Origin of the sequence: Streptomyces sp. NPDC007901 (genome assembly GCF_042959465.1) — a bacterium.
Taxonomy (GTDB): domain Bacteria; phylum Actinomycetota; class Actinomycetes; order Streptomycetales; family Streptomycetaceae; genus Streptomyces.
In genome coordinates this window covers 14,367-31,525 of the sequence record NZ_JBIBKW010000043.1, presented here as the reverse complement: position 1 = coordinate 31,525, position 17,159 = coordinate 14,367, and the positions used below count along the sequence as shown (strand labels likewise).

The following is a 17,159-nucleotide window of genomic DNA, read 5'->3' as shown; positions in this document are numbered from 1 at the left end:
CACGTCGCGATGATCGACCTCATAAGCCGACGACTCACGAGCGAATCCACCCCGAACTGGCGCGACACCTGAACCTCGAACCAAACAACCTCGCCAGGACAAAACACTCTTTCAGAACGCGAGCCGCGCCCCAAATATGGCGACCAGGGCATCATGGTGTAGGCGCGCACGAGTGATCTTTCTCGCCGTGTAAGAAGGCGCGTGAGCCCTGGCCCTCCGTGTGTGGGCTGGACTGTCACCTACCGGGTCCGCGCCCGCGCGCATTTGTGTCTGCGCCTTTGCTGTAGGGCGCGGGGGCTGGGTGTCCCGTGTCTGACGTCTGGGCGGATGCCGCGGTACTGCCGGGTGGCAGGTGCGCCCACGCGGTCCTCTCGTGGCCGCCTGCCGGGTTGATTGCGGCACTGCGCTGGAACGGGTCTTCGGCTGACGTCAATGACACATTGCGCATTGACGTCGAGAGCGCCATTTCGGCACGGTACGTCTGTTCCGCCTGCTGAAGCACCGACTCGTCCAGCCAGGATCCAGGATCCGGGTCACTGAACGTATCCGCCGGATCGTAGCCGGAGAGGGGGAGGCCGTATTGCAGCTCGGGTGCGGTGGGGGGACCGGCGGGCGGGATGGAGGGTGAGCCGCCGGAGGACAACATGGGAGGCCACTCCTCCGCGAGTGCGGCGCGTTCCATGGCCAGGTAGCCGTCCTGCACCATGGCTGCTTCCGAGCGTTCCCCGGGGGTGATCTGTGCTGTATCCAGGGCATCGAGGGTTGCGGTGTCGGTGAGGTCCAGACCGGGATCGGCCAGGAGCGCCGGCACGCTTGCCGCCCCGGCCGGCTCGGCCACGGCATCCGGTACGTTGAGCGTGACCATCACCGCGCCCCGTTCCAATGCCTGCCCGACCGTCTCCGGGTGCACGGCGACCTTCAGCCCGGGCGGCGGAAGCTGTGGCCAGTGCGAGAACACCGTCTGCTGGTAGTCCATGTAGATCTGCGCAGCGGCAACCTGCGGCACAACCGACTGCACCTGCTCCGTATCAGCCTCCACCAGCCCAGCCGCTCCGGACGAATCCATCGCAGGCACCGCCCCCTGCCCCTCCTTCAACCGCATACGGTGCCTCGCCATGGCATCCCTGATCTGTTGCCGGCGCCGTAGTTCCTCCGGGGTGAGCTCCGAGTCGGGCCTGGCCGCAGCCTTCCGGCGAGGCGCCGCCGCCTCACCCGCCTCCTTCCGCAGACGGGACCTCGCCATGGCATCCCTCTTCTGTTGCCGGTCCCGTAGTTGCTCCGGGGTGAGCTCCGAGTCGGGCCTGGCCTCAGCGATCCGGCGAGGCGCCGCCGCCTCACCCTCCGCCTTCCGCAGACGGGACCTCGCCTTGGAATCCCTCTTCTGTTGCCGGCGCCGTAGTTGCTCCGGGGTGAGCTCCGAGTCGGGCCTGGACGCAGCGATCCGGCGGGGCGCCGCCGCCTCACCCTCCGCCTTCCGCTTAAGGTACCTCGCCAGGGCTTCCTTGTTCTGTTGCCGGATCCGTAGTTGCTCCGGGGTGAGCTCCGAGGGGGGCTTGGGCGCAGCCCTCCGGCGGGGCGCCGCCTGCGCACCCCCCTGTTCCCGGCCCTGCTCGTCCGTCTCTGCACGTTGGTCTTCAGCAGGCATCACGGCCTCCAAAAAAGGTCATCACAGCTTTCGCCTTCACGACGTTCCCACCCCCCTCGGGGTTCACCAGCAGCCGACAGCGGAACCGTAAGCTTGACTCTGAAGGGTGGCGTCCCGCTTGGTGTGTAGCCGATCAAGGCTAGGGCGTACGCCCGGGGGCGTGTGCTGATGGGGATTCCGCTCCCTGCCCAGCAGGCGGGCCACCTGCAACTCTTCTTGGTGAACGGCCAGTTCAACCCGGGAGGTGCATGGTGGCCCTGTCCCAGTCTGACCTACTACGCCTGCTGGAGTCACTAATCCGTTCTTAGGGCGACCAGGATCTGCACGACAGTCCGGCTGCCCCTGGCGTCGGAGGCATGCCTTTGGAGTCACCGGCCGGTCAGGTCCAAACGTAGATCGGCACCTCCGGCGCCACCCATCGAACCTCAACTACCTCACGCTCGTTGGCATTTGTGGTACTAGCCCACCACACGGTGATCTCTCACAGCACGCGAGCCCTTGAGCTCCTGCGCAGGCGGAGACCCGCGCGGTGCGCTGGCGCCACGAACGGCTCGTGAGGTGTCGGCCCGACCCACGCCTGGTCGAGGCCTGGGATTAGTGCGACGCGTGGCTCCGCATGCGCTCGTGACCAGCGCAAACATCCGTTCCGCTGGGAGGGCACACCCTTGATCTACTGCGGTATCGACTGGGCCGAGAAGACACACGACACCGGCCAGCTCGTCGCCAAGCGGCACATCACCGACGACGCGTCCGGCTACAAGATCCTCCTGGACCTGCTCACCGAGCACGGCGACAGCGAGGAGAACCCCATCCCGGTCGCGATCGAGACCCCATGCGGCCTGCGGGTCGCCGTCCTGCGGACCGGCACGCGCCCGGTGTTCGCGATCAACCCGATGGCCGCCGCCCGCTACCGCGACCGGCACGCCGTCTCGCGCAAGAAGTCCGGCCCCGGCGACGCACTCGTGCTCGCGAACATCCTGCGCACCGACATGCACGCCCACCGGCCCCTGCCCGGCGACAGCGACCTGGCCCGCGCAATCGCCGTCCTGGCGCGCGCCCAGCAGGACGCCACCTGGAACCGGCAGCAGATCGCCAACCAGCTCCGATCCCTCCTGCGGGAGTTCTACCCCTCAGCCCTGGACGCCGTCGCCACCTGGGCCAACGGCCTGTGCCGACCAGAGGCCCGGGAACTGGTCAAGTCCGCACCGACGCCTGCCCAGGCCGCGCGGCTGACCCGAGCCCAGATACAGGCCGCACTCAGGCGGGCCGGCCGCCAGCGCGGCATCGAGGCCGAGGCCGATCGGCTGCGAGACATCTTCCGCGGCAACTACGCCCATCAGCCGCCGCTGGTCGAGGACGCACTCGGCAAGCAAATGCTCGCCCTCGTGACCCAGCTGGAGGCCGCCTGCACCGCCGCCGATGACCTCGCGAAGGCAGTGGAAGAGACGTTCCCCCAGCACCCGGACGCCGAGGTAATGCTGAGCTTCCCCGGACTGGGCCTCCAGCTCGGCGCCGGGGTCCTCGCCGAAATCGGGGACGATCACACACGCTTCGCCGACGCCCGCAGCCTGAAGGCATACGCAGCCTCCTCGCCCATCACCAGGGCCTCCGGCAAGAAGTCGAGCATCACCCGCCGCTGGATCAAGAACGACCGCCTCAACCACGCCGGCTACCTCTGGGCCTTCTCCGCGATCACCGCCTCACCCGGAGCCCAGGCCCACTACGGGCGCCGCCGCGACGACCACGGTGACTGGCATGCAGCCGCCCAGCGCAACCTCTTCAACCGCCAATGCCACGAAGTTAACGCCGCGGCCGTCGAGTCAAGGGCGGGTCTGCGGTGGCCGGTTATGGCGTTGAAGGGTGAGATCTCCTGGTAGGAGGAAATCGACCAAGACGTTCCTGATCAGAGGATTCCGTTGTCGAGCCAGCCCGCCATCTACACCATGATGCGCACTACGACTGTTGCCGCAGGCGCCTTCGCGCCTGGTCACCTTGGCGGGCTGCCTGAGCACATACCGTTCGAGCTCGTCGACGATGTACTCGAAGAGACCAGGACCGTTCAGGCCCGTGTGCGTACGCTTCCGTCCCGGGTCGGCATCTACTTCGTCCTGGCCCTGGGCTTGTTCCCGGCTCTGGGATACCGGCGGGTCTGGGACAAGCTCGTGGCCGGCCTGTCGGGCATCGACCTGCGCACTCCTTCGGAAGCCGCCCTGCGTCAGCTGCGCCGACGTCTGGGTCCGGAGCCGCTGAGGGTACTGTTCGACGTTCTGGCGGTGCCGCTGGCGCGGCCGTCAACACCAGGCGTCTGCTACCGGCGCTGGCGGACTGTGGCGTTCGACGGCTGCAGTTCCCTTAAGGCACCGGACCTGCCGCGCATCCGGGCCCTGCTGGGCTGGCTTTGTTCACGAGTTGTGTCGTCAGTTGTTCACGGGTTTGGGAGGCGCCCAGATCCACGGTCGGGTGATGTTCGCGAGTTTTGACGGTAGTGGGGTCCTTGCCATGGGAGCATCGGGGTGTTCCTGGTGAAAGGCCCTGGTCATGCCGCAGATGTCGAAGGTCGAGCTGTATGCCGCGATTCGGCGCGACCACCGCGGCGGCATGACGATGTGGGAGATCGAGCGCAAGTACAACGTGTCGTGGCGGACGGTCCGCAGGGCCGTGGACTCGGTCTGGCCGGAGCCTCGGAAGAAGCTGCCGCCGCGCCCGACTGCGCTGGACCCGTACAAGGCGGTGATCGACGGGATCCTGCGGGCGGACCTGGATGCGCCGCGCAAGCAGCGGCACACGGTCACACGGCTCTTCCACCGCCTGGTCGAAGAACACGGCGCCGACGTGTCCTACCAGATGGTGCGGCGCTACGTCGCGGACCGGAAGCCTCGTATCCTGGTGGAGTCGGGCAAGGCCCCGCTGGAAGCGTTCGTGCCGCAGACCCACCAGCCGGGCATGGCGGCCGAGGTCGACTTCGGCGACGTCAGCGTGCGCCTCGCCGGCGAACTGGTCACCAGCTACCTGTTTTCCTTCCGCCTGTCATACTCGGGCAAGGCCGTCCACCGACCCGTTGACCGCACTATCCGCGTGTCCTACGTCTTGGCTTTGTGAGGGCGAGGAGTCTCCGTTCGGGATGTTCCCGATGAGACGGAGACGTGATGGATCACGCTGCGGTGATGGACGAACGTGAGGTGACTGGGCTGGTGGTGGCCCGGGTCGGCAGGGTGGAGGCGACCAGTGCCACCGCGTTGCCCTGGGCGGTTCTCGACGGGGCGGGGCGGGCGATCACGCCGGCAAGCGAGTTCCTGCGGGAGTTGCTGGCCTGCGGCAATACTCCGGCTTCCTGCCGCTCCTATGCCTTTGACTTGCTTCGCTGGTTCCGGTTTCTCGCCGCGGTGGATGTCGAGTGGAGCCGCGCGAAGCGCGTGGACGTACGCGACTTCGTTCTGTGGCTGCGGACGTGCCACAACCCGGCGCGGGACCGGCGCCGCCCGGACGCGCCCGCGCCGGGGTCGTTGAACGCGCGTACTGGCAAGCCCTACCTGAAGTCGGGCTATGCCCCGGCGACCATCAACCATGCTGTGTCGGTGCTGGCTGCGTTCTACGACCACCATCTGCAGACCGGGCAGGGTCCGCTGGTCTCCCCGGTGCCACCGCAGTCCCGTGACGGGCGCCGGCTGGAGGCGCATCACAACCCGCTGGAGCCGTTCCGGCTGCACCGTCGGGGTGCCTATCGGCAGAAGCAGGTCGACCGCGAGCCTCGCGCTGTCCCCGACGATGTCGTCGAGGACCTGTTCACCTCCCTGGGTTGCCACCGAGACCGGGCACTGTTCTCTATGTTCTTGTCCAGCGGCGCGCGGGCCGCCGAGATGCTGGGCATGACGATCGGCGACGTCCACCCGGGCGAGGGCCGGATCTACGTGCAGACCAAGGGTCTGGGCGGGGCGAAGGAAGCATGTCCGGCCTCCCCGGAAGCCTTCGCCTGGCTGGCGCTCTACCTCGGCGAGCTGGCCCAGGACGGCCACCGGCCCGCCCCGGACGAGCCGGTGTGGTGGACCCTGCGCGGGCAGACGCGCCCGCTGACCTACACCGCCTTGCGAGCGGTGCTGAACCGGATCAACGCCCGGATCGGGGCGAACATCACGCTGCACGACCTGCGGCACACCCTGTGTCTGCGCCTGATCGAGGACCCGGCCATCACCCTGGTTGACGCCCAGCAGGTGATGCGTCATCGGCGCATTACCACGACCAGCACCTACCTGCGGCCCAGGACCGACGAGGTCATCACCAAGGTCCACGAGCACTACACGCGCCCCAAGCCGGCGCCGCGGCCGCTGACCGGCTGGGCATACGACCCGGACGACCTCACCGACGTGTTCGGGAACCGCTGATGGCCCGGCACGGGCGCGTCGCTCGCACCCCGGTCAGCCCACGCGACCCCGCTCTCCTCACCACCGTGCTGCCCGAACCGAGGAGCACGACCCGTGGCAGCGGCCGGGAGTCGGCGCATCGCGATGAACTGGCCCGCCTGGCCGAGAGCTTGCTGAGCGAGCCGACGGTCCGCAACCTGTGGCGCCAGCAGCTCTCACTGACGCCCATCTTCGACTGGCTGGAGGGATTCCCTGCCGACACCTGGCAGGACCGATGGCTGCTGAGTGGTTCTGACGAACTGGGCTCCGGCTGGGGACCCGAGGGGCTCAGCGCGGGGACCCGGTCGCGGTTCACCGCCGGTCTCGGCACCTTGATCGTCCTCCAGGCGATCCGGCCCTCCTACGGTTGGCTCTTCGGCAGCCGCCTGCTGGGCGTCTACGACGCCTACCGTCGCCACAACCAGCCAGCACTGTTCGCCGAACTCACACAGCGCGTCGGCGGACAGCGCTGCGACGAGCACGCGACCGAGGCCCTGAACGTGCTCACCCGCATGAGCATCGTCACCGGCAAGGACCTGCTGGCCTTCGACCTGGAAGACATCACCGACTACGCCCGGGCCCGTCGGGACAACGGCCGCAGCGTGACGGCCCTGCCCCTCGCCTACGACATCCTCCACGGTGTCGGCGGTCTCAAGGACTCGCCGCCGACCCTGCGCGAGGCCCAGGCCCGCGGCCAGCTCACCCCCGCCGAGCTGATCGACCGCCACCCGATCACCAACCGAGCGGTCCGCGACGTGCTCGCCTACTACCTCGCCGAGCGATCCGCCGTCCTGGACTACGGCTCCCGGGTCAACCACGCCCAGATGCTGGCTGACCTGTTCTGGGGCGACGTGCAACGCCACCACCCCGCGATCTCCTCGCTCAACCTCCCCGACGAGATCGCCCAGGCATGGAAACAACGCGTCCGGGTCCTGCCCGACGGGCGACCGCGCCGCACCGCCCACGCCGTGTTCCTGGCCGTCCGCTCCTTCTACCTCGACCTCTCACAGTGGTCGATGGAAAACCCGGCCCGCTGGGCGGCGTGGGCCGCACCCTGCCCGATCAGCGAAGCCGACATCCGCGGCTACATCAAGGAAACTCGGCACCGGCAGGCACGGATGCAGCAGCGCACCCGCACCCTGGCTCCCGTCCTGCCGCCGCTCGTCCGCGCTGCCGAGGCTCGGCTGCAGCACGCCACGCTCCTGCTGCAGGCAGCCCGCTCAGCAGAGCCGGGTGAGGAGTTCACCGTCGAGGATTCGCGCTACCGGCGCACCGGCCGGAACGGCAGCCACTGGCGCCCCACCGCACTGTTCCTCGCCCGGGTTGACAAGCCCGGTCCCCGGTTCGATGCCGAATGCGAGGAGAACAACGCCTTCTGGACCTGGGCGAGCATCGAGGTCCTGCGATGCACAGGGGCCAGGATCGAGGAACTCCTGGAGCTCACTCACCTGAGTCTGCGTCAGTACCAGGCTCCCACCGGTGAGACAGTGCCTCTGCTGCAGATCAGCCCGTCCAAGACCGACCGTGAGCGTGTCATCCCCGCTGACCCGGACCTGGTCGCCGTCCTCGCCCGCATCATTCGCCGGATCAAGGGCACGGGCGATCGGGTGCCGCTGCTGACCCGGTACGACGGCTACGAGCGGGTCTTCGGGCCCCCGATGCCCCACCTGTTCCAGTGCCCTTCCCAGCACCGGCTGCAGGTCATCTCTCCCAACCGGATCCGCGAGCTCCGTCCTACCGCGACGCCGGCCGCCTGGCCGCCCATGCGGCCTGGCCCCGGTACCGCGCGACTCCGGCCGCCGGACCGGCAACCTGCACCGGCCCAAACGCTACGACCGCCGCCTGCGCTGGGTCTTCTACCTGTCCGCCCAGAGCGCCATGCAGTACCGCGGCCCGTCCAGAGACTTCTACCAGCGCAAACGCGCCGAAGGGCTCCGCCACGTCCAGGCCGTCCTCGCCCTCGCCCGCCGCCGAGTCGACGTGCTGTGGGCGATGCTCCGCGACCAGCGGCCCTACACCCTCGTCCCCGCCAGCGGCTGAGACCACAGCGGTCTGACGGCACTTGACGAGCCATTGAGATTCAACGATCTTGTCCTATGAAAGCAACGGGTTGATTCTTTACGGCTTCACTTCCTGCGCAACGTCTTCGGCGTGATCCCCAAAGACGCCGCCGAGATGGTCGCTGCCACCATCCACACCATCTTCGCTCAGCCCGACCAGGCCGCTGTCCGCGGCCAGCTCGATACGGTCGCCGACATGCTCGGCGGGCAGTTCCCACAGGTCAAGCGGCTGTTCCTGGAAGCCAAGGACGACCTGACGGCCTTCCCGGAACGACATTGGAAGAAGATCCAGTCCACGAACCCGCTGGAGCGGGTCAACCGGGAAATCAAGCGTCGCGTCGACGTCGTCGGCCAGGTCTTCCCCAACGACGGCGACGCGCTGCTGCGGCTGGTCACCGCCGTGCTCTTCGAGATGCACGACGAATGGATCGCCTTCCCCCGCCGCTACCTCCCCGAAGGCAGCATGGACCAGATCTACCCCGCCGAGCTCCGCGAAAGCGCCCCCGGACTACAACACCACCAACACAACGGCCGATTGATCGCTTCGCTGGGTTCGGCCTGGCGGCCGTCTTGCCTGCGGACCTGTCGGCGCAGGAGGCTGTCAAGCCCTGGCCGGAGGCGGGCCGAACGGGTCGGTGGCGTCCACTACGGGAATCTCCTTCGCACGGTGGGCGCCGGGTTTGCATCCGGCGAAGGGGCCCGACGGATCACGCAGGCTGTTCATCACCGGCGCCAGATGGTCGCGGTGCCAGGTGCTAGGACCGTTCATGGCGGAGCCGGGACCGGTCAGCTCTCCCCAGGCAAGCCACAAGCCATGGAGTTGTGCGACCGCTTCCGGGTGCTTCCACCAGGAGGAGCACCAAGGCGATGTGGAGGTGACCTCCCTGCCGTACACCGGCAACAGCACGTGATGTGTCCACAGGGACAGTTGTCGCAGTGCGTCCGCGTATTCAGTGCCATCTTTGTAGAGGATAAAATGTGGCGGGTTTGGGGCATCCTCCTTCGGAGCCTCCTGCGGCGGAGCCGTATCCTGCGTCGTCGTGTCGGGTTCCGAGGGTGCGGGAGTCGCGGTGGACATTGCCGTCCTGCTTTCTTTCTCTCTGCGGCTGCGGCTGGCCAGTGCGTCTACTGGACCGGTGCACGAGCACGACGCTCGTGTGCCACGTACGGTTCACCGGCATCCGCATCAGGCCGTCGACGTCCATGGTGCGTAGACCTGTACCAGTGCACGGGCTGAGGAGCGGTGGTCACCACGGCCCATCCCACGGGCGTCAGAACCGTGTCCGTCGGGTCGGCGATGACTCTCCTACGGGGATTCGGGGGCCGAAGGAATCGGGCGGCCGGTCAGGCTCGTCGGTTCCAGCGCTTGTTGGTGTCGTTGACCTCCAGCTCCGCCGCCGTCAGATCCACGTGCAGCGGGATGCCAGGACGGTTGCCGACCTTGATCAGGAAATTGCCGAGACCGGGCGGGGCACCGCGGCGGCCGCTCGTGCCGTCCCAGGCGGGCGGGGTCGACCAGTCGACCAGGAGCCGCTTCTCTGCCTCGGTCAGCTCGACGACCTGGGCGAGCTGCGGCATCTCGGCGGGCGGGAGACCGGCGCAGATCACCATGCCGGCGCGTTCGACGAAACCCTTGGCCTTGGTGCGATCCTCCTCGGTGGGCAGGGCGAGCAGGTCGTCCAGACTGTGGGTGATCATGGCCAGGCCTACGCCGCGCTGCCGATCCAGGCGGGTGAGGGCGTTGACCCGGTCGACCAGGCCACGGCCCGCCTGCAGGACGCGCCAGAGCTCGTCCATGACGAGAAAGTAGTTGCGCTGCGGTTCCAGGCCGGCGTCCGCGAGCGCGTGGGCCGCGGAGACCGCGCCGAAGCCGTACGACCAGCAGGACAACAGGGCCGCAGCCTGAAGCAGTTGCTCGCTGTCGTCGATACCACTGACGTCGAAGCACACCGGCCGGTCGAGTTTCATCGCCTCGGTGGTCGGCCGGGCGAAGGTGCCGCCCAGCCGGCCGTCGCCGAGCAGGGCGGTCAGTGACGCCTCGAGGTTCTCGGTGATGTCCTGGTAGCGGGTGAGGTCGCCGCGGTCCAGGGCCACCGAGCGGACCGCTTCTGGGGCGTCCTTGACGACCTGCACCAGGTCGCCGAGGACAGGGACACGCTCCGTGCCATGCCGGTCGTCGAGGATGTTTAGCGCGGCGGAGAGGATCGTCTCCTCGCGGTCGGTGGGCGGCGCGGAACGCAGGATGGTCACCAGGGCGGAGACCATGTGCAGGCGGCGGCCGTGGACATCGGCGAGCAGGCGACGGCGTGCTTCGCCGGTGAGTCTGGCGGCGGCCCGGACGGACTCTCCGGGGTCCAGTACGTTGAGGTTGCCGCGTCCCCGGCCCAAGCTGATGACCTGGCCGCCGATCGCCCGGATCAAGTCGGTGTAGTCGGGCTTGAGGTCTCCGAAGATCAGCGGGTGGACGCCGTAGCCGGACAGGCCGAGTGCCATCCGGCGGACGACGGTGGACTTGCCGAGGCCCGGGCGGCCGAGCACGAACATCGACGGGTTTGCGAGCAGGCCGGTGCGGGTGAACCAGGACACCGGGTCGCAGCAGACCGTGGCTCCGGAGTCGAGGTCGCGGCCGAGCGGCACCCCGACCATGGGGGTGCCGGCACCCGCGCCGAACGGCCACAGGCCGCACACCTGGGCGGTGGTACCGCGCCACTCGGGGGCCGGGTCGACGTAGCCGACCATGCCGCCGCCGGGACCGGGCCAGCCCCGCGCAGTGGGCCGCGACGGACGGCGCGCCCTGCTTTTCTGTGCCATCGAACTCGCCTTGTTCTCTGAGGACTTGCTACGGATTTCGGGGTCTGCGGCGGGTGCTACATCGCGTCCCGTACCGTCTGCGGCAGCGCTGTGTGCATCGGCAGGACCAGCCCCAGTGGGAGGGCCGCCGCGAACGCCGCCGCCTGTGAGCCGTAGACCGGGCGTACCGCGATGCGTGCGGCGGGGGCCAGGTTGTCCACGGCGGCGGCGGCCTTCGCGAGGTCCGCGGCGGAGCCGACGGTCGAGGTGATGAGCATGCCGAAGCGGATCACGCCGTGGCCCTGGGCCTGTTCCTCTGTGGTGCGACGCGCGGCGATCACCTCTGCGTCGTCCCTGGCCTGGCCGATCTGCGACTGCTGCGCGTTGAACAGGGCGTTCTTGTAGTCCTGCTGGACGACGCGGGCGCCTTCGGCCCGGCTGTGCGGACGGTACAGCAGGGTGACCCGTTTACGGGCGATGTCGCGGTTGGGCTGTACGAGTGCGGTGAGGACGTTCGAGAACACCTCGCCCTGGGGTGCCTCCGTCATCGCCCAGGTCACGCTGTACGCGCCGTCGTGCCGGTAGTGGTCCCAGGCCTCCTGGGCGGCCATCGGCCCGGCCTGGCTCCAGGTCAGACCGGAACCGCCGACGGCGCGTGCCTCTTCCACCAGAGAGGCCACGGTCGGGTCGTAGGCGACGCGTACGGCCTCGGCGAGTTCGGTGGCCGTCATCGGCACGGCGATGCCAGCGCCGGTCATCGACAGGCCGGCGGTCAGGCCGGGCAGCCGGGTGCCGATGTGCAGGGCCATGTCCTCGGCGCTGCGCCGGGGCGAGCCGGCGCGGGCCGCGCCCGAGTAGGTCAGGGCGATCCGGGTGGTGATCTGCGCCGAGCCGGCGGGGTAGGCGGTCAGTACCTCGCGCAGCATCGACGACGCCAGGTCGGGGGCGTCCGCGACCGTGTTGGCGGCGATTTCCTGCTGGAGCCGGACCCCGGAGTCCGGGGCGCTCTCCACGGTGACGCTCGCGGCCACCAGGTCGGGCTCGGCGCCCAGCACGGACAGCCACTGGCCCCAGTGGGCGACCCAGATGTCGACCTGTTGTTCGTCGACGAGGGCTGCGCCGTCGGCGTCGCAGGCGATGACGACGGCGTGGTGGCCGGTCGCCGGAATGGTGATCACGGCGAATGGGCGACCGTAGCCGTCCTGCGCCTCCGTCAGGACGGACTCTGCGGCCAGTCCGGGCAGTCTGCACGAACCGAAACCGGTACGGCCCAGTGGGCCTGACCGGTAGAGGTGGCCGCCGGAGGAGGTGGTGCGCCGCCAAGCCAGCCGGACCGCGCCGCGCTGCATCAGCGTGCGGCCGTGCCGGTCCCGGACGGCCAGCGGAGCCATGGCGGCCGTCAGCACCGCCGCGAGGGCGAGCGCGGCCCAGACGGAGGCCAGCGTGGTCAGCACGACGGCCGCCAGACCGGCGAACAGCAGCAGGGTCGTGCCGAGAGACAGTCCCCGCAGGCCGGAGGTGCGGGGCTTGCGGAAGTTGCCGTAGGTACGCGGGGTGGTCGGCTCAGTGGCTGCCACGATTCTCCATACCTTTCTTCGTGGGTTGGTCGCGGTCATTCGTAAGATTGGGACACCCAGGGATGCCGGGTGTGGCTGCCATGGTTGAGGCGGTTTCGTGGCTGAGAAGGATTGGCCGCCCCGGAGCCCGTGACGGTCACAACCGCTGATACGGGATGCGCGAACCGAATCGCTTGTATGGACGTGACAGCGAGGTCGTCTGCTGGGACAGCACGCAAGAACGACGAAGGAGGGTCCGGTGCCTGAACTCTGGGCGGGGACGGACGCGGGCAAGGCCGAACACCACTGCACCGTGATCGACGCGGACGGCATGAAGGTGCTCTCGCGCCGGGTTCCGAACAACGAGGACGAGCTGCTGCAACTCCTCGGTGACGTCCTGGACCTGGCCGACGGCGGCCCCGTCACCTGGGCGGTCGACCTCAACGCCGGCGGCGCCGTGCTGTGGATCGCGCTGCTGGTCAACCACGGACAGCGGTACATCCCCGGCCAGACCGTGCACCACGCCTCCGGCTCCTACAAGGGCGATGGCAGGAGCGATGCGAAGAATGCCTTCGTCATCGCCGACCAGGCGCGCATGCGGCACGACCTCCAGCCGCTTCAGGAAACCAGCGAGATCGCGGTCGACCTGAAGATCCTGACCGCGCGCCGCATGGACCTTTCCGCCGACCGCACCAGGGCGGTCAACCGGCTCCGCGCGCAGATCCTGGAGTACTTCCCCGCCCTGGAACGGGCATTCGACTACAGCACATCCAAGACCGCGCTCATCCTGCTCACCGGATACCGGACCCCGGTCGCACTGCGCCGGATCGGCCGGGTCCGGCTCGCTACCTGGCTCAAGAACCACGGCGTGCGCACTCTCAACACCGCCAAGAGCGCCGCCGACGCCGCGGTCACCGCTGCCGAGGCCCAGTTCACCGTCGTCCCCGGGGAGAAGACCGCCGCGAAGATGGTCCACACCCTGGCGAGGAAGGTGATGGCCCTCGACGAGGAGATCCCCGAACTCAACGTCCTCATCGATGGCCGGTTTCACGAGCATCCCGACGCGGAGGTGATCACCAGCATGCCCGGTATCGGCGACATGCTCGGGGCGGAGTCCATCGCCGCGACCGGGGGCGATCTGGCCGCCTTCGGCAGTCCGGACCGACTCGTCGGCGTCGCCGGACTCGCCCCGGTCCCCCGGGACTCGGGCAAGGTCAGCGGCAACCTGCGCAGGCCCCGACGCCACAGCCGTCGGCTCCTGCGGATGTTCTACCTCTCCGCCCAGGTCGCCGCGGTGCACTGCCCTCAGTGGAAGACCTTTTACCAGCGCAAACGTGCCGAGGGAGAGTCCCACAAGCAGGCCGTCCTCGCGCTCGCCAGACGCCGCCTGAACGTGCTCTGGGCCCTGATACGCGACCACCGCACCTTCGAGGCAGTCACGCCCAAGCCTGCTGCCACAGCGGCGTGCCCCCGTCACGAGGCGTCACCACACTGGCTTGACAACGTCATTGGGAATCATCCTGCTGGTCGGTGTGGCGCCGGGTCGGCACCAGTACGGTCGCCGCTTCCCCGTCCACGGGGTGGTCACCCCCGGTGTCGTCCGGGCCGGCAGCAGGGACCGGACGCGTATCACCGTCCTGGCGTCGCCGGCCCTCCGACACCACGCGTGACGTCTCGGACGTGTGTGCCGCCCCTGAACCCCGGGCCGCCGCGCCCGGCGTCGGACGCGCGCCGGTCGTAGCGGATCCGTACGGGCCGACAGCGGCGCCGGAGACAGGCCGGCCTGCGGCCAGTCCGCGTAGGTGCGGCACGGCGAGGGCGCCGGTGGCCGAGGCGGCCGGTCCGGCGCCGGCGGACGCCCGCCCCGCGCGGCCCGGCCCCGAGGCGGCCGCCTGGACTACCGGGGCGGCGATTCTCATCAGCGCGGGGAGGGTGAAGCAGGACAGTGCCAGCAGGACGACGCCGGACACCATGGAGACGACTTGCCCGTCCTGCTTCTGGCCGGCCATGGAGAACGCGGCCGCGTACACGACGGCCGCAGCCGGTTTGTACAGTACGAAGGCGAGCAGCCAGCCCACGGACCTGCGGAACCACACACGGCCGGTGGGGGTCGTGCCGGCGGCGGCGGCCAGCGGGAGCGTGCCGCTGAGGATCACCAGCATGGCCATGCGCACGATCATCAGAGCGATCTGCGCCACCCCGGCGACGATCACCAGCACGGCCATCACCAGGACGAGGAACGACGAGTCGGTGCCGCCGAGCGCGAGCATGGCCGAGGTGCGTTTGTCGAACTCGGCCACGCACTCGGCGACCGGCTCACCAGCGGCGCTGATCTGCCGGCAGCCGGTGGAGCGGTCGATGATCCAGACGCTGAACTTGTCCCCCGCCACGGCCAGCAGGTTGACCGTGGCGACCCCGGCGGAGGAGACCACCACGAGATTGAGCAGACCTTGCAGGGCCTGCCGGGCGGGCTCGCTGCGACGCTGCCAGGCGAGATGCCCCGCCGCGACGAGCAGGCAGAGCACGGCGGTGAACGTGGTGAACCAGAGTGTGGATCCGCGCAGCAGCGCCACCGGGCCGCCGTCGGCGCTGAGGTCGGGCGTGCCCAGATTCATCCAGGCGCCGCCAAGGGCCTTGACGGTGATGGCAGCCGCGTGCGCGGCGTCCTCCGCGATCGCGTCGAAACCGCTGCCGCCGAGGTTCTGCGGGGACGTACCCGTGCCGTCGCCCACACAGTAGCCACCGACCGTCGGGGCCACCCAGCCGAAATCACAGCCTGCCATCACACTCCTCCCCACGGGACGTACCCGGCGAGGGAGTCGACCGGAGTGGGCGCGGCCGGTACGGCCGGGAACTCAAGGCGCCAGTCACCCTCGTGCCACAGCACCGTCGTGGTGGCGGCCTGCATCTGACCGCCGGGAAACCGCCACACGGTGTCGATCACGGCGGTGGAGTCGTGGTACGTGACGAACCGGTATCCGGCGATCTGCCCATGCGTGGTGCTCTCCTCGTCCGGGGCGGCCGTCTTCTCGGCCGTGGTGCGGTCGGCGATATACGCGTCGCGGCCCGCGCCGACGGTCTGGGTGCGGGTCACGCTCCGCCAGTCATCGGCGGCCAGGTAGCGCACGCTGATCTGACTCGACGCCAGCAGGGCGCCGACAGGGGTGTGCGCGTAACAGCGCGCCACATCCTTCCCGGCCACGGCCGGGCCCGCCGTCCTCGACGCGGGGAGGGCTACGGCGTCGTACAGCGACCAGGACACACCGGAGGGGGCGGTTTCGGGCACCTCCTGGTCGTGGTCGGACAGTGCCGGACAGGAAATATCCGCCGCCGTCCCCGGGCCCGTGTCGGTGTCCGCGGGCGCGTCGGCGGCGCCGCCGGTCGGCGTGGCCGACGCGGCGGAGCCGTCCTCACTGCCGCCCGAGGTGATGACGACCGCGCCACCGATGACGGCGACGAAGCCGACGAACGCGGCGGCGAGGACGAATCCGGTACGCAGCCACGGGCTGGGCGACTCGCCGGCGCCCGTGCCGTTTCCGGGCTCTGCCATGGTCTCTCTTCTCCTCAGCTTCCCTCAGCCGCTAGATGAGCGCGCTGACGATCCCGGACGCGGAACCGACCAGCAAGCATGCCCCGAGGACGAATCCGAGTCCCCTGACGTGCTCGCCGCCTCCGCCCCTGGAGTGGTCGACGGCCATCCGGGCGGCCACGCCGAAGATGCCCGCGACGCACAGAGCGGTGACCGACCAGGCCACCCACCGCAGCACCGTCAGCAGGCCGTCCGCGCCGGGGGGCGCCTCGCCCGGGCCGACGTCCGGTACGCCTGAGGGCTGGGCGGACGCCGCGGCGAGACGGGGCAGAGAGGCGAGGTGTGGTGCGGCGTCCACGGCGGCCGCCAGGAGGCTGGACATCGCGGTCCTCCTTATGCAGGTCGGGTGAGTCTGGTCAGATCCCGGGCCAACGGGGCGCATTCCTTGGGCAGATGGGCCAGTGGTGGCTCGCCGAGCCGCCAGGCCTCCACCCACGGGATCTCCCAGAGCCGGGGAACGGCTCCGGAGACCAGGCGCACGAGGTCCTGGAGGGTACGGGGGCGGCGGCCGGGGGCATCGGCGACGACGACCAGGCCGAGCAGTTCGACACCGGTGACCGTGCCGGAGGCCCATTGCCGTGCGGCGTGCTGGGCGGCCCGGACGCCGTGCGCCCCGGACCGGGCCACCAGGACGACCCGCTGCGGTCGCGCGGACACGGGCCAGACGCGGCCCGCGTCGCGGCCGCCGGGCACGGCCTGTTCCAGGGTGGTGACCCCCGCACCGCCGTGCACGCCCAGCCACCACCAGGCTTGGCCGATGTCCGGATGCGACGAGGCGTGGGGCAGGCCCTGTTCCGGAGGTGGGACTCCGCGGCCCTGGGGGGCGGAAGGCCCGGTCAGTTCGGTCGACAGGTCCTGAACCGATCGACCTGGTTTCCCGTTGGTGCCCCCGGAAGGGCGCGACAGCGGCAACCAGGGATTCAGAACCGGCGCATCTCCCGCCATGGCACCTCCTTCGAAGACCGACTCAACGCGCCCATAATACATATAAGTTGACGAAGTGCAATAAGACTCTTATTTATCAACTAACCCTCGAAAAGGGCAAATTGGGCTGCCGTGGCCCGCATGCCCGCCGAGGATCGCGCGCATGGAAAGGGAGTCGCAGTCGGTGGACCGAACCGC

11 protein-coding genes and 4 pseudogenes are annotated in these 17,159 nt (G+C 69.4%); 7 read left to right on the top strand and 8 right to left on the bottom strand.

Annotated elements, in window-relative coordinates:
• Positions 1 to 235: 235 nt before the first annotated feature.
• A complete protein-coding gene (locus ACFZDK_RS53460; RefSeq protein WP_390986079.1) occupies positions 236 to 1,102 on the bottom strand; it encodes a hypothetical protein in 867 nt (288 codons plus the stop codon).
• A 1,208-nt stretch (positions 1,103 to 2,310) separates the two neighbouring features.
• On the opposite strand from ACFZDK_RS53460, the gene ACFZDK_RS53455 reads away from it, so the two are divergent.
• The 6 genes and pseudogenes from ACFZDK_RS53455 to ACFZDK_RS53430 form a co-directional block, all read left to right on the top strand.
• Positions 2,311 to 3,522: an IS110 family transposase gene (locus tag ACFZDK_RS53455; RefSeq protein WP_390986076.1), complete on the top strand. Its 1,212-nt coding sequence runs from the start codon at positions 2,311 to 2,313 to the stop codon at positions 3,520 to 3,522.
• A 66-nt stretch (positions 3,523 to 3,588) separates the two neighbouring features.
• Positions 3,589 to 4,038, top strand: a pseudogene (locus tag ACFZDK_RS53450) (transposase domain-containing protein); the annotation flags it as partial.
• Between the two features lie 145 nt (positions 4,039 to 4,183).
• Entirely contained in the window at positions 4,184 to 4,744 is a 561-nt protein-coding gene (locus ACFZDK_RS53445; RefSeq protein ID WP_390986073.1) for a hypothetical protein, read from the top strand.
• A gap of 65 nt (positions 4,745 to 4,809) precedes the next feature.
• On the top strand, positions 4,810 to 6,024 hold the full coding sequence (locus tag ACFZDK_RS53440) for a tyrosine-type recombinase/integrase (RefSeq protein ID WP_390986070.1): 1,215 nt from the start codon (positions 4,810 to 4,812) through the stop codon (positions 6,022 to 6,024).
• A 1,770-nt stretch (positions 6,025 to 7,794) separates the two neighbouring features.
• Positions 7,795 to 8,098 (top strand): annotated as a pseudogene (locus ACFZDK_RS53435) (transposase); the annotation flags it as partial.
• A 65-nt stretch (positions 8,099 to 8,163) separates the two neighbouring features.
• A pseudogene (locus ACFZDK_RS53430) lies at positions 8,164 to 8,569 on the top strand (transposase); the annotation flags it as partial.
• A 134-nt stretch (positions 8,570 to 8,703) separates the two neighbouring features.
• Here ACFZDK_RS53430 and ACFZDK_RS53425 read toward each other — a convergent pair.
• From ACFZDK_RS53425 to ACFZDK_RS53415, 3 genes are all read right to left on the bottom strand, one after another.
• Positions 8,704 to 9,180, bottom strand: a complete 477-nt coding sequence (locus tag ACFZDK_RS53425; protein ID WP_390986067.1) for a DUF4913 domain-containing protein — start codon at positions 9,178 to 9,180, stop codon at positions 8,704 to 8,706.
• Positions 9,181 to 9,446: 266 nt separating this feature from the next.
• Positions 9,447 to 10,913, bottom strand: a complete 1,467-nt coding sequence (locus tag ACFZDK_RS53420; protein WP_390986064.1) for an ATP/GTP-binding protein — start codon at positions 10,911 to 10,913, stop codon at positions 9,447 to 9,449.
• A 56-nt stretch (positions 10,914 to 10,969) separates the two neighbouring features.
• Complete coding sequence (locus ACFZDK_RS53415) at positions 10,970 to 12,469, bottom strand: SCO6880 family protein (protein ID WP_390986061.1); 1,500 nt, start codon at positions 12,467 to 12,469, stop codon at positions 10,970 to 10,972.
• Positions 12,470 to 12,707: 238 nt separating this feature from the next.
• On the opposite strand from ACFZDK_RS53415, the pseudogene ACFZDK_RS53410 reads away from it, so the two are divergent.
• A pseudogene (locus tag ACFZDK_RS53410) lies at positions 12,708 to 13,904 on the top strand (IS110 family transposase); the annotation flags it as partial.
• A gap of 49 nt (positions 13,905 to 13,953) precedes the next feature.
• Here the strand turns inward: ACFZDK_RS53410 and ACFZDK_RS53405 are convergent.
• Genes ACFZDK_RS53405 through ACFZDK_RS53390 form a run of 4 tightly spaced genes read right to left on the bottom strand, consistent with a single transcriptional unit; the run spans position 13,954 to position 16,982 of the window.
• A complete protein-coding gene (locus ACFZDK_RS53405) occupies positions 13,954 to 15,231 on the bottom strand; it encodes a hypothetical protein (RefSeq protein WP_390986059.1) in 1,278 nt (425 codons plus the stop codon).
• Positions 15,231 to 15,998: a hypothetical protein gene (locus ACFZDK_RS53400; protein ID WP_390986056.1), complete on the bottom strand. Its 768-nt coding sequence runs from the start codon at positions 15,996 to 15,998 to the stop codon at positions 15,231 to 15,233. The genes ACFZDK_RS53405 and ACFZDK_RS53400 overlap by 1 nt, the downstream gene beginning before the upstream one ends.
• 31 nt (positions 15,999 to 16,029) lie before the next feature.
• Positions 16,030 to 16,359 carry a hypothetical protein gene (locus tag ACFZDK_RS53395; protein ID WP_390986053.1) on the bottom strand — a complete coding sequence of 110 codons (330 nt, stop codon included), beginning with the start codon at positions 16,357 to 16,359 and terminating at the stop codon, positions 16,030 to 16,032.
• A gap of 11 nt (positions 16,360 to 16,370) precedes the next feature.
• Positions 16,371 to 16,982 carry a DUF6668 family protein gene (locus ACFZDK_RS53390; protein ID WP_390986050.1) on the bottom strand — a complete coding sequence of 204 codons (612 nt, stop codon included), beginning with the start codon at positions 16,980 to 16,982 and terminating at the stop codon, positions 16,371 to 16,373.
• Positions 16,983 to 17,159: the final 177 nt, after the last annotated feature.

What these genes read in the sequence shown, in the direction of transcription:
- ACFZDK_RS53390 (WP_390986050.1), bottom strand. Translation starts at nt 16,982, where the DNA reads ATGGCGGGAGATGCGCCGGTTCTGAATCCCTGGTTGCCGCTGTCGCGC.
- ACFZDK_RS53440 (WP_390986070.1), top strand. Translation starts at nt 4,810, where the DNA reads ATGGACGAACGTGAGGTGACTGGGCTGGTGGTGGCCCGGGTCGGCAGG.
- ACFZDK_RS53405 (WP_390986059.1), bottom strand. Translation starts at nt 15,231, where the DNA reads ATGGCAGGCTGTGATTTCGGCTGGGTGGCCCCGACGGTCGGTGGCTAC.
- ACFZDK_RS53400 (WP_390986056.1), bottom strand. Translation starts at nt 15,998, where the DNA reads ATGGCAGAGCCCGGAAACGGCACGGGCGCCGGCGAGTCGCCCAGCCCG.
- ACFZDK_RS53420 (WP_390986064.1), bottom strand. Translation starts at nt 10,913, where the DNA reads ATGGCACAGAAAAGCAGGGCGCGCCGTCCGTCGCGGCCCACTGCGCGG.
- ACFZDK_RS53445 (WP_390986073.1), top strand. Translation starts at nt 4,184, where the DNA reads ATGCCGCAGATGTCGAAGGTCGAGCTGTATGCCGCGATTCGGCGCGAC.
- ACFZDK_RS53425 (WP_390986067.1), bottom strand. Translation starts at nt 9,180, where the DNA reads ATGTCCACCGCGACTCCCGCACCCTCGGAACCCGACACGACGACGCAG.
- ACFZDK_RS53460 (WP_390986079.1), bottom strand. Translation starts at nt 1,102, where the DNA reads ATGCGGTTGAAGGAGGGGCAGGGGGCGGTGCCTGCGATGGATTCGTCC.
- ACFZDK_RS53395 (WP_390986053.1), bottom strand. Translation starts at nt 16,359, where the DNA reads ATGTCCAGCCTCCTGGCGGCCGCCGTGGACGCCGCACCACACCTCGCC.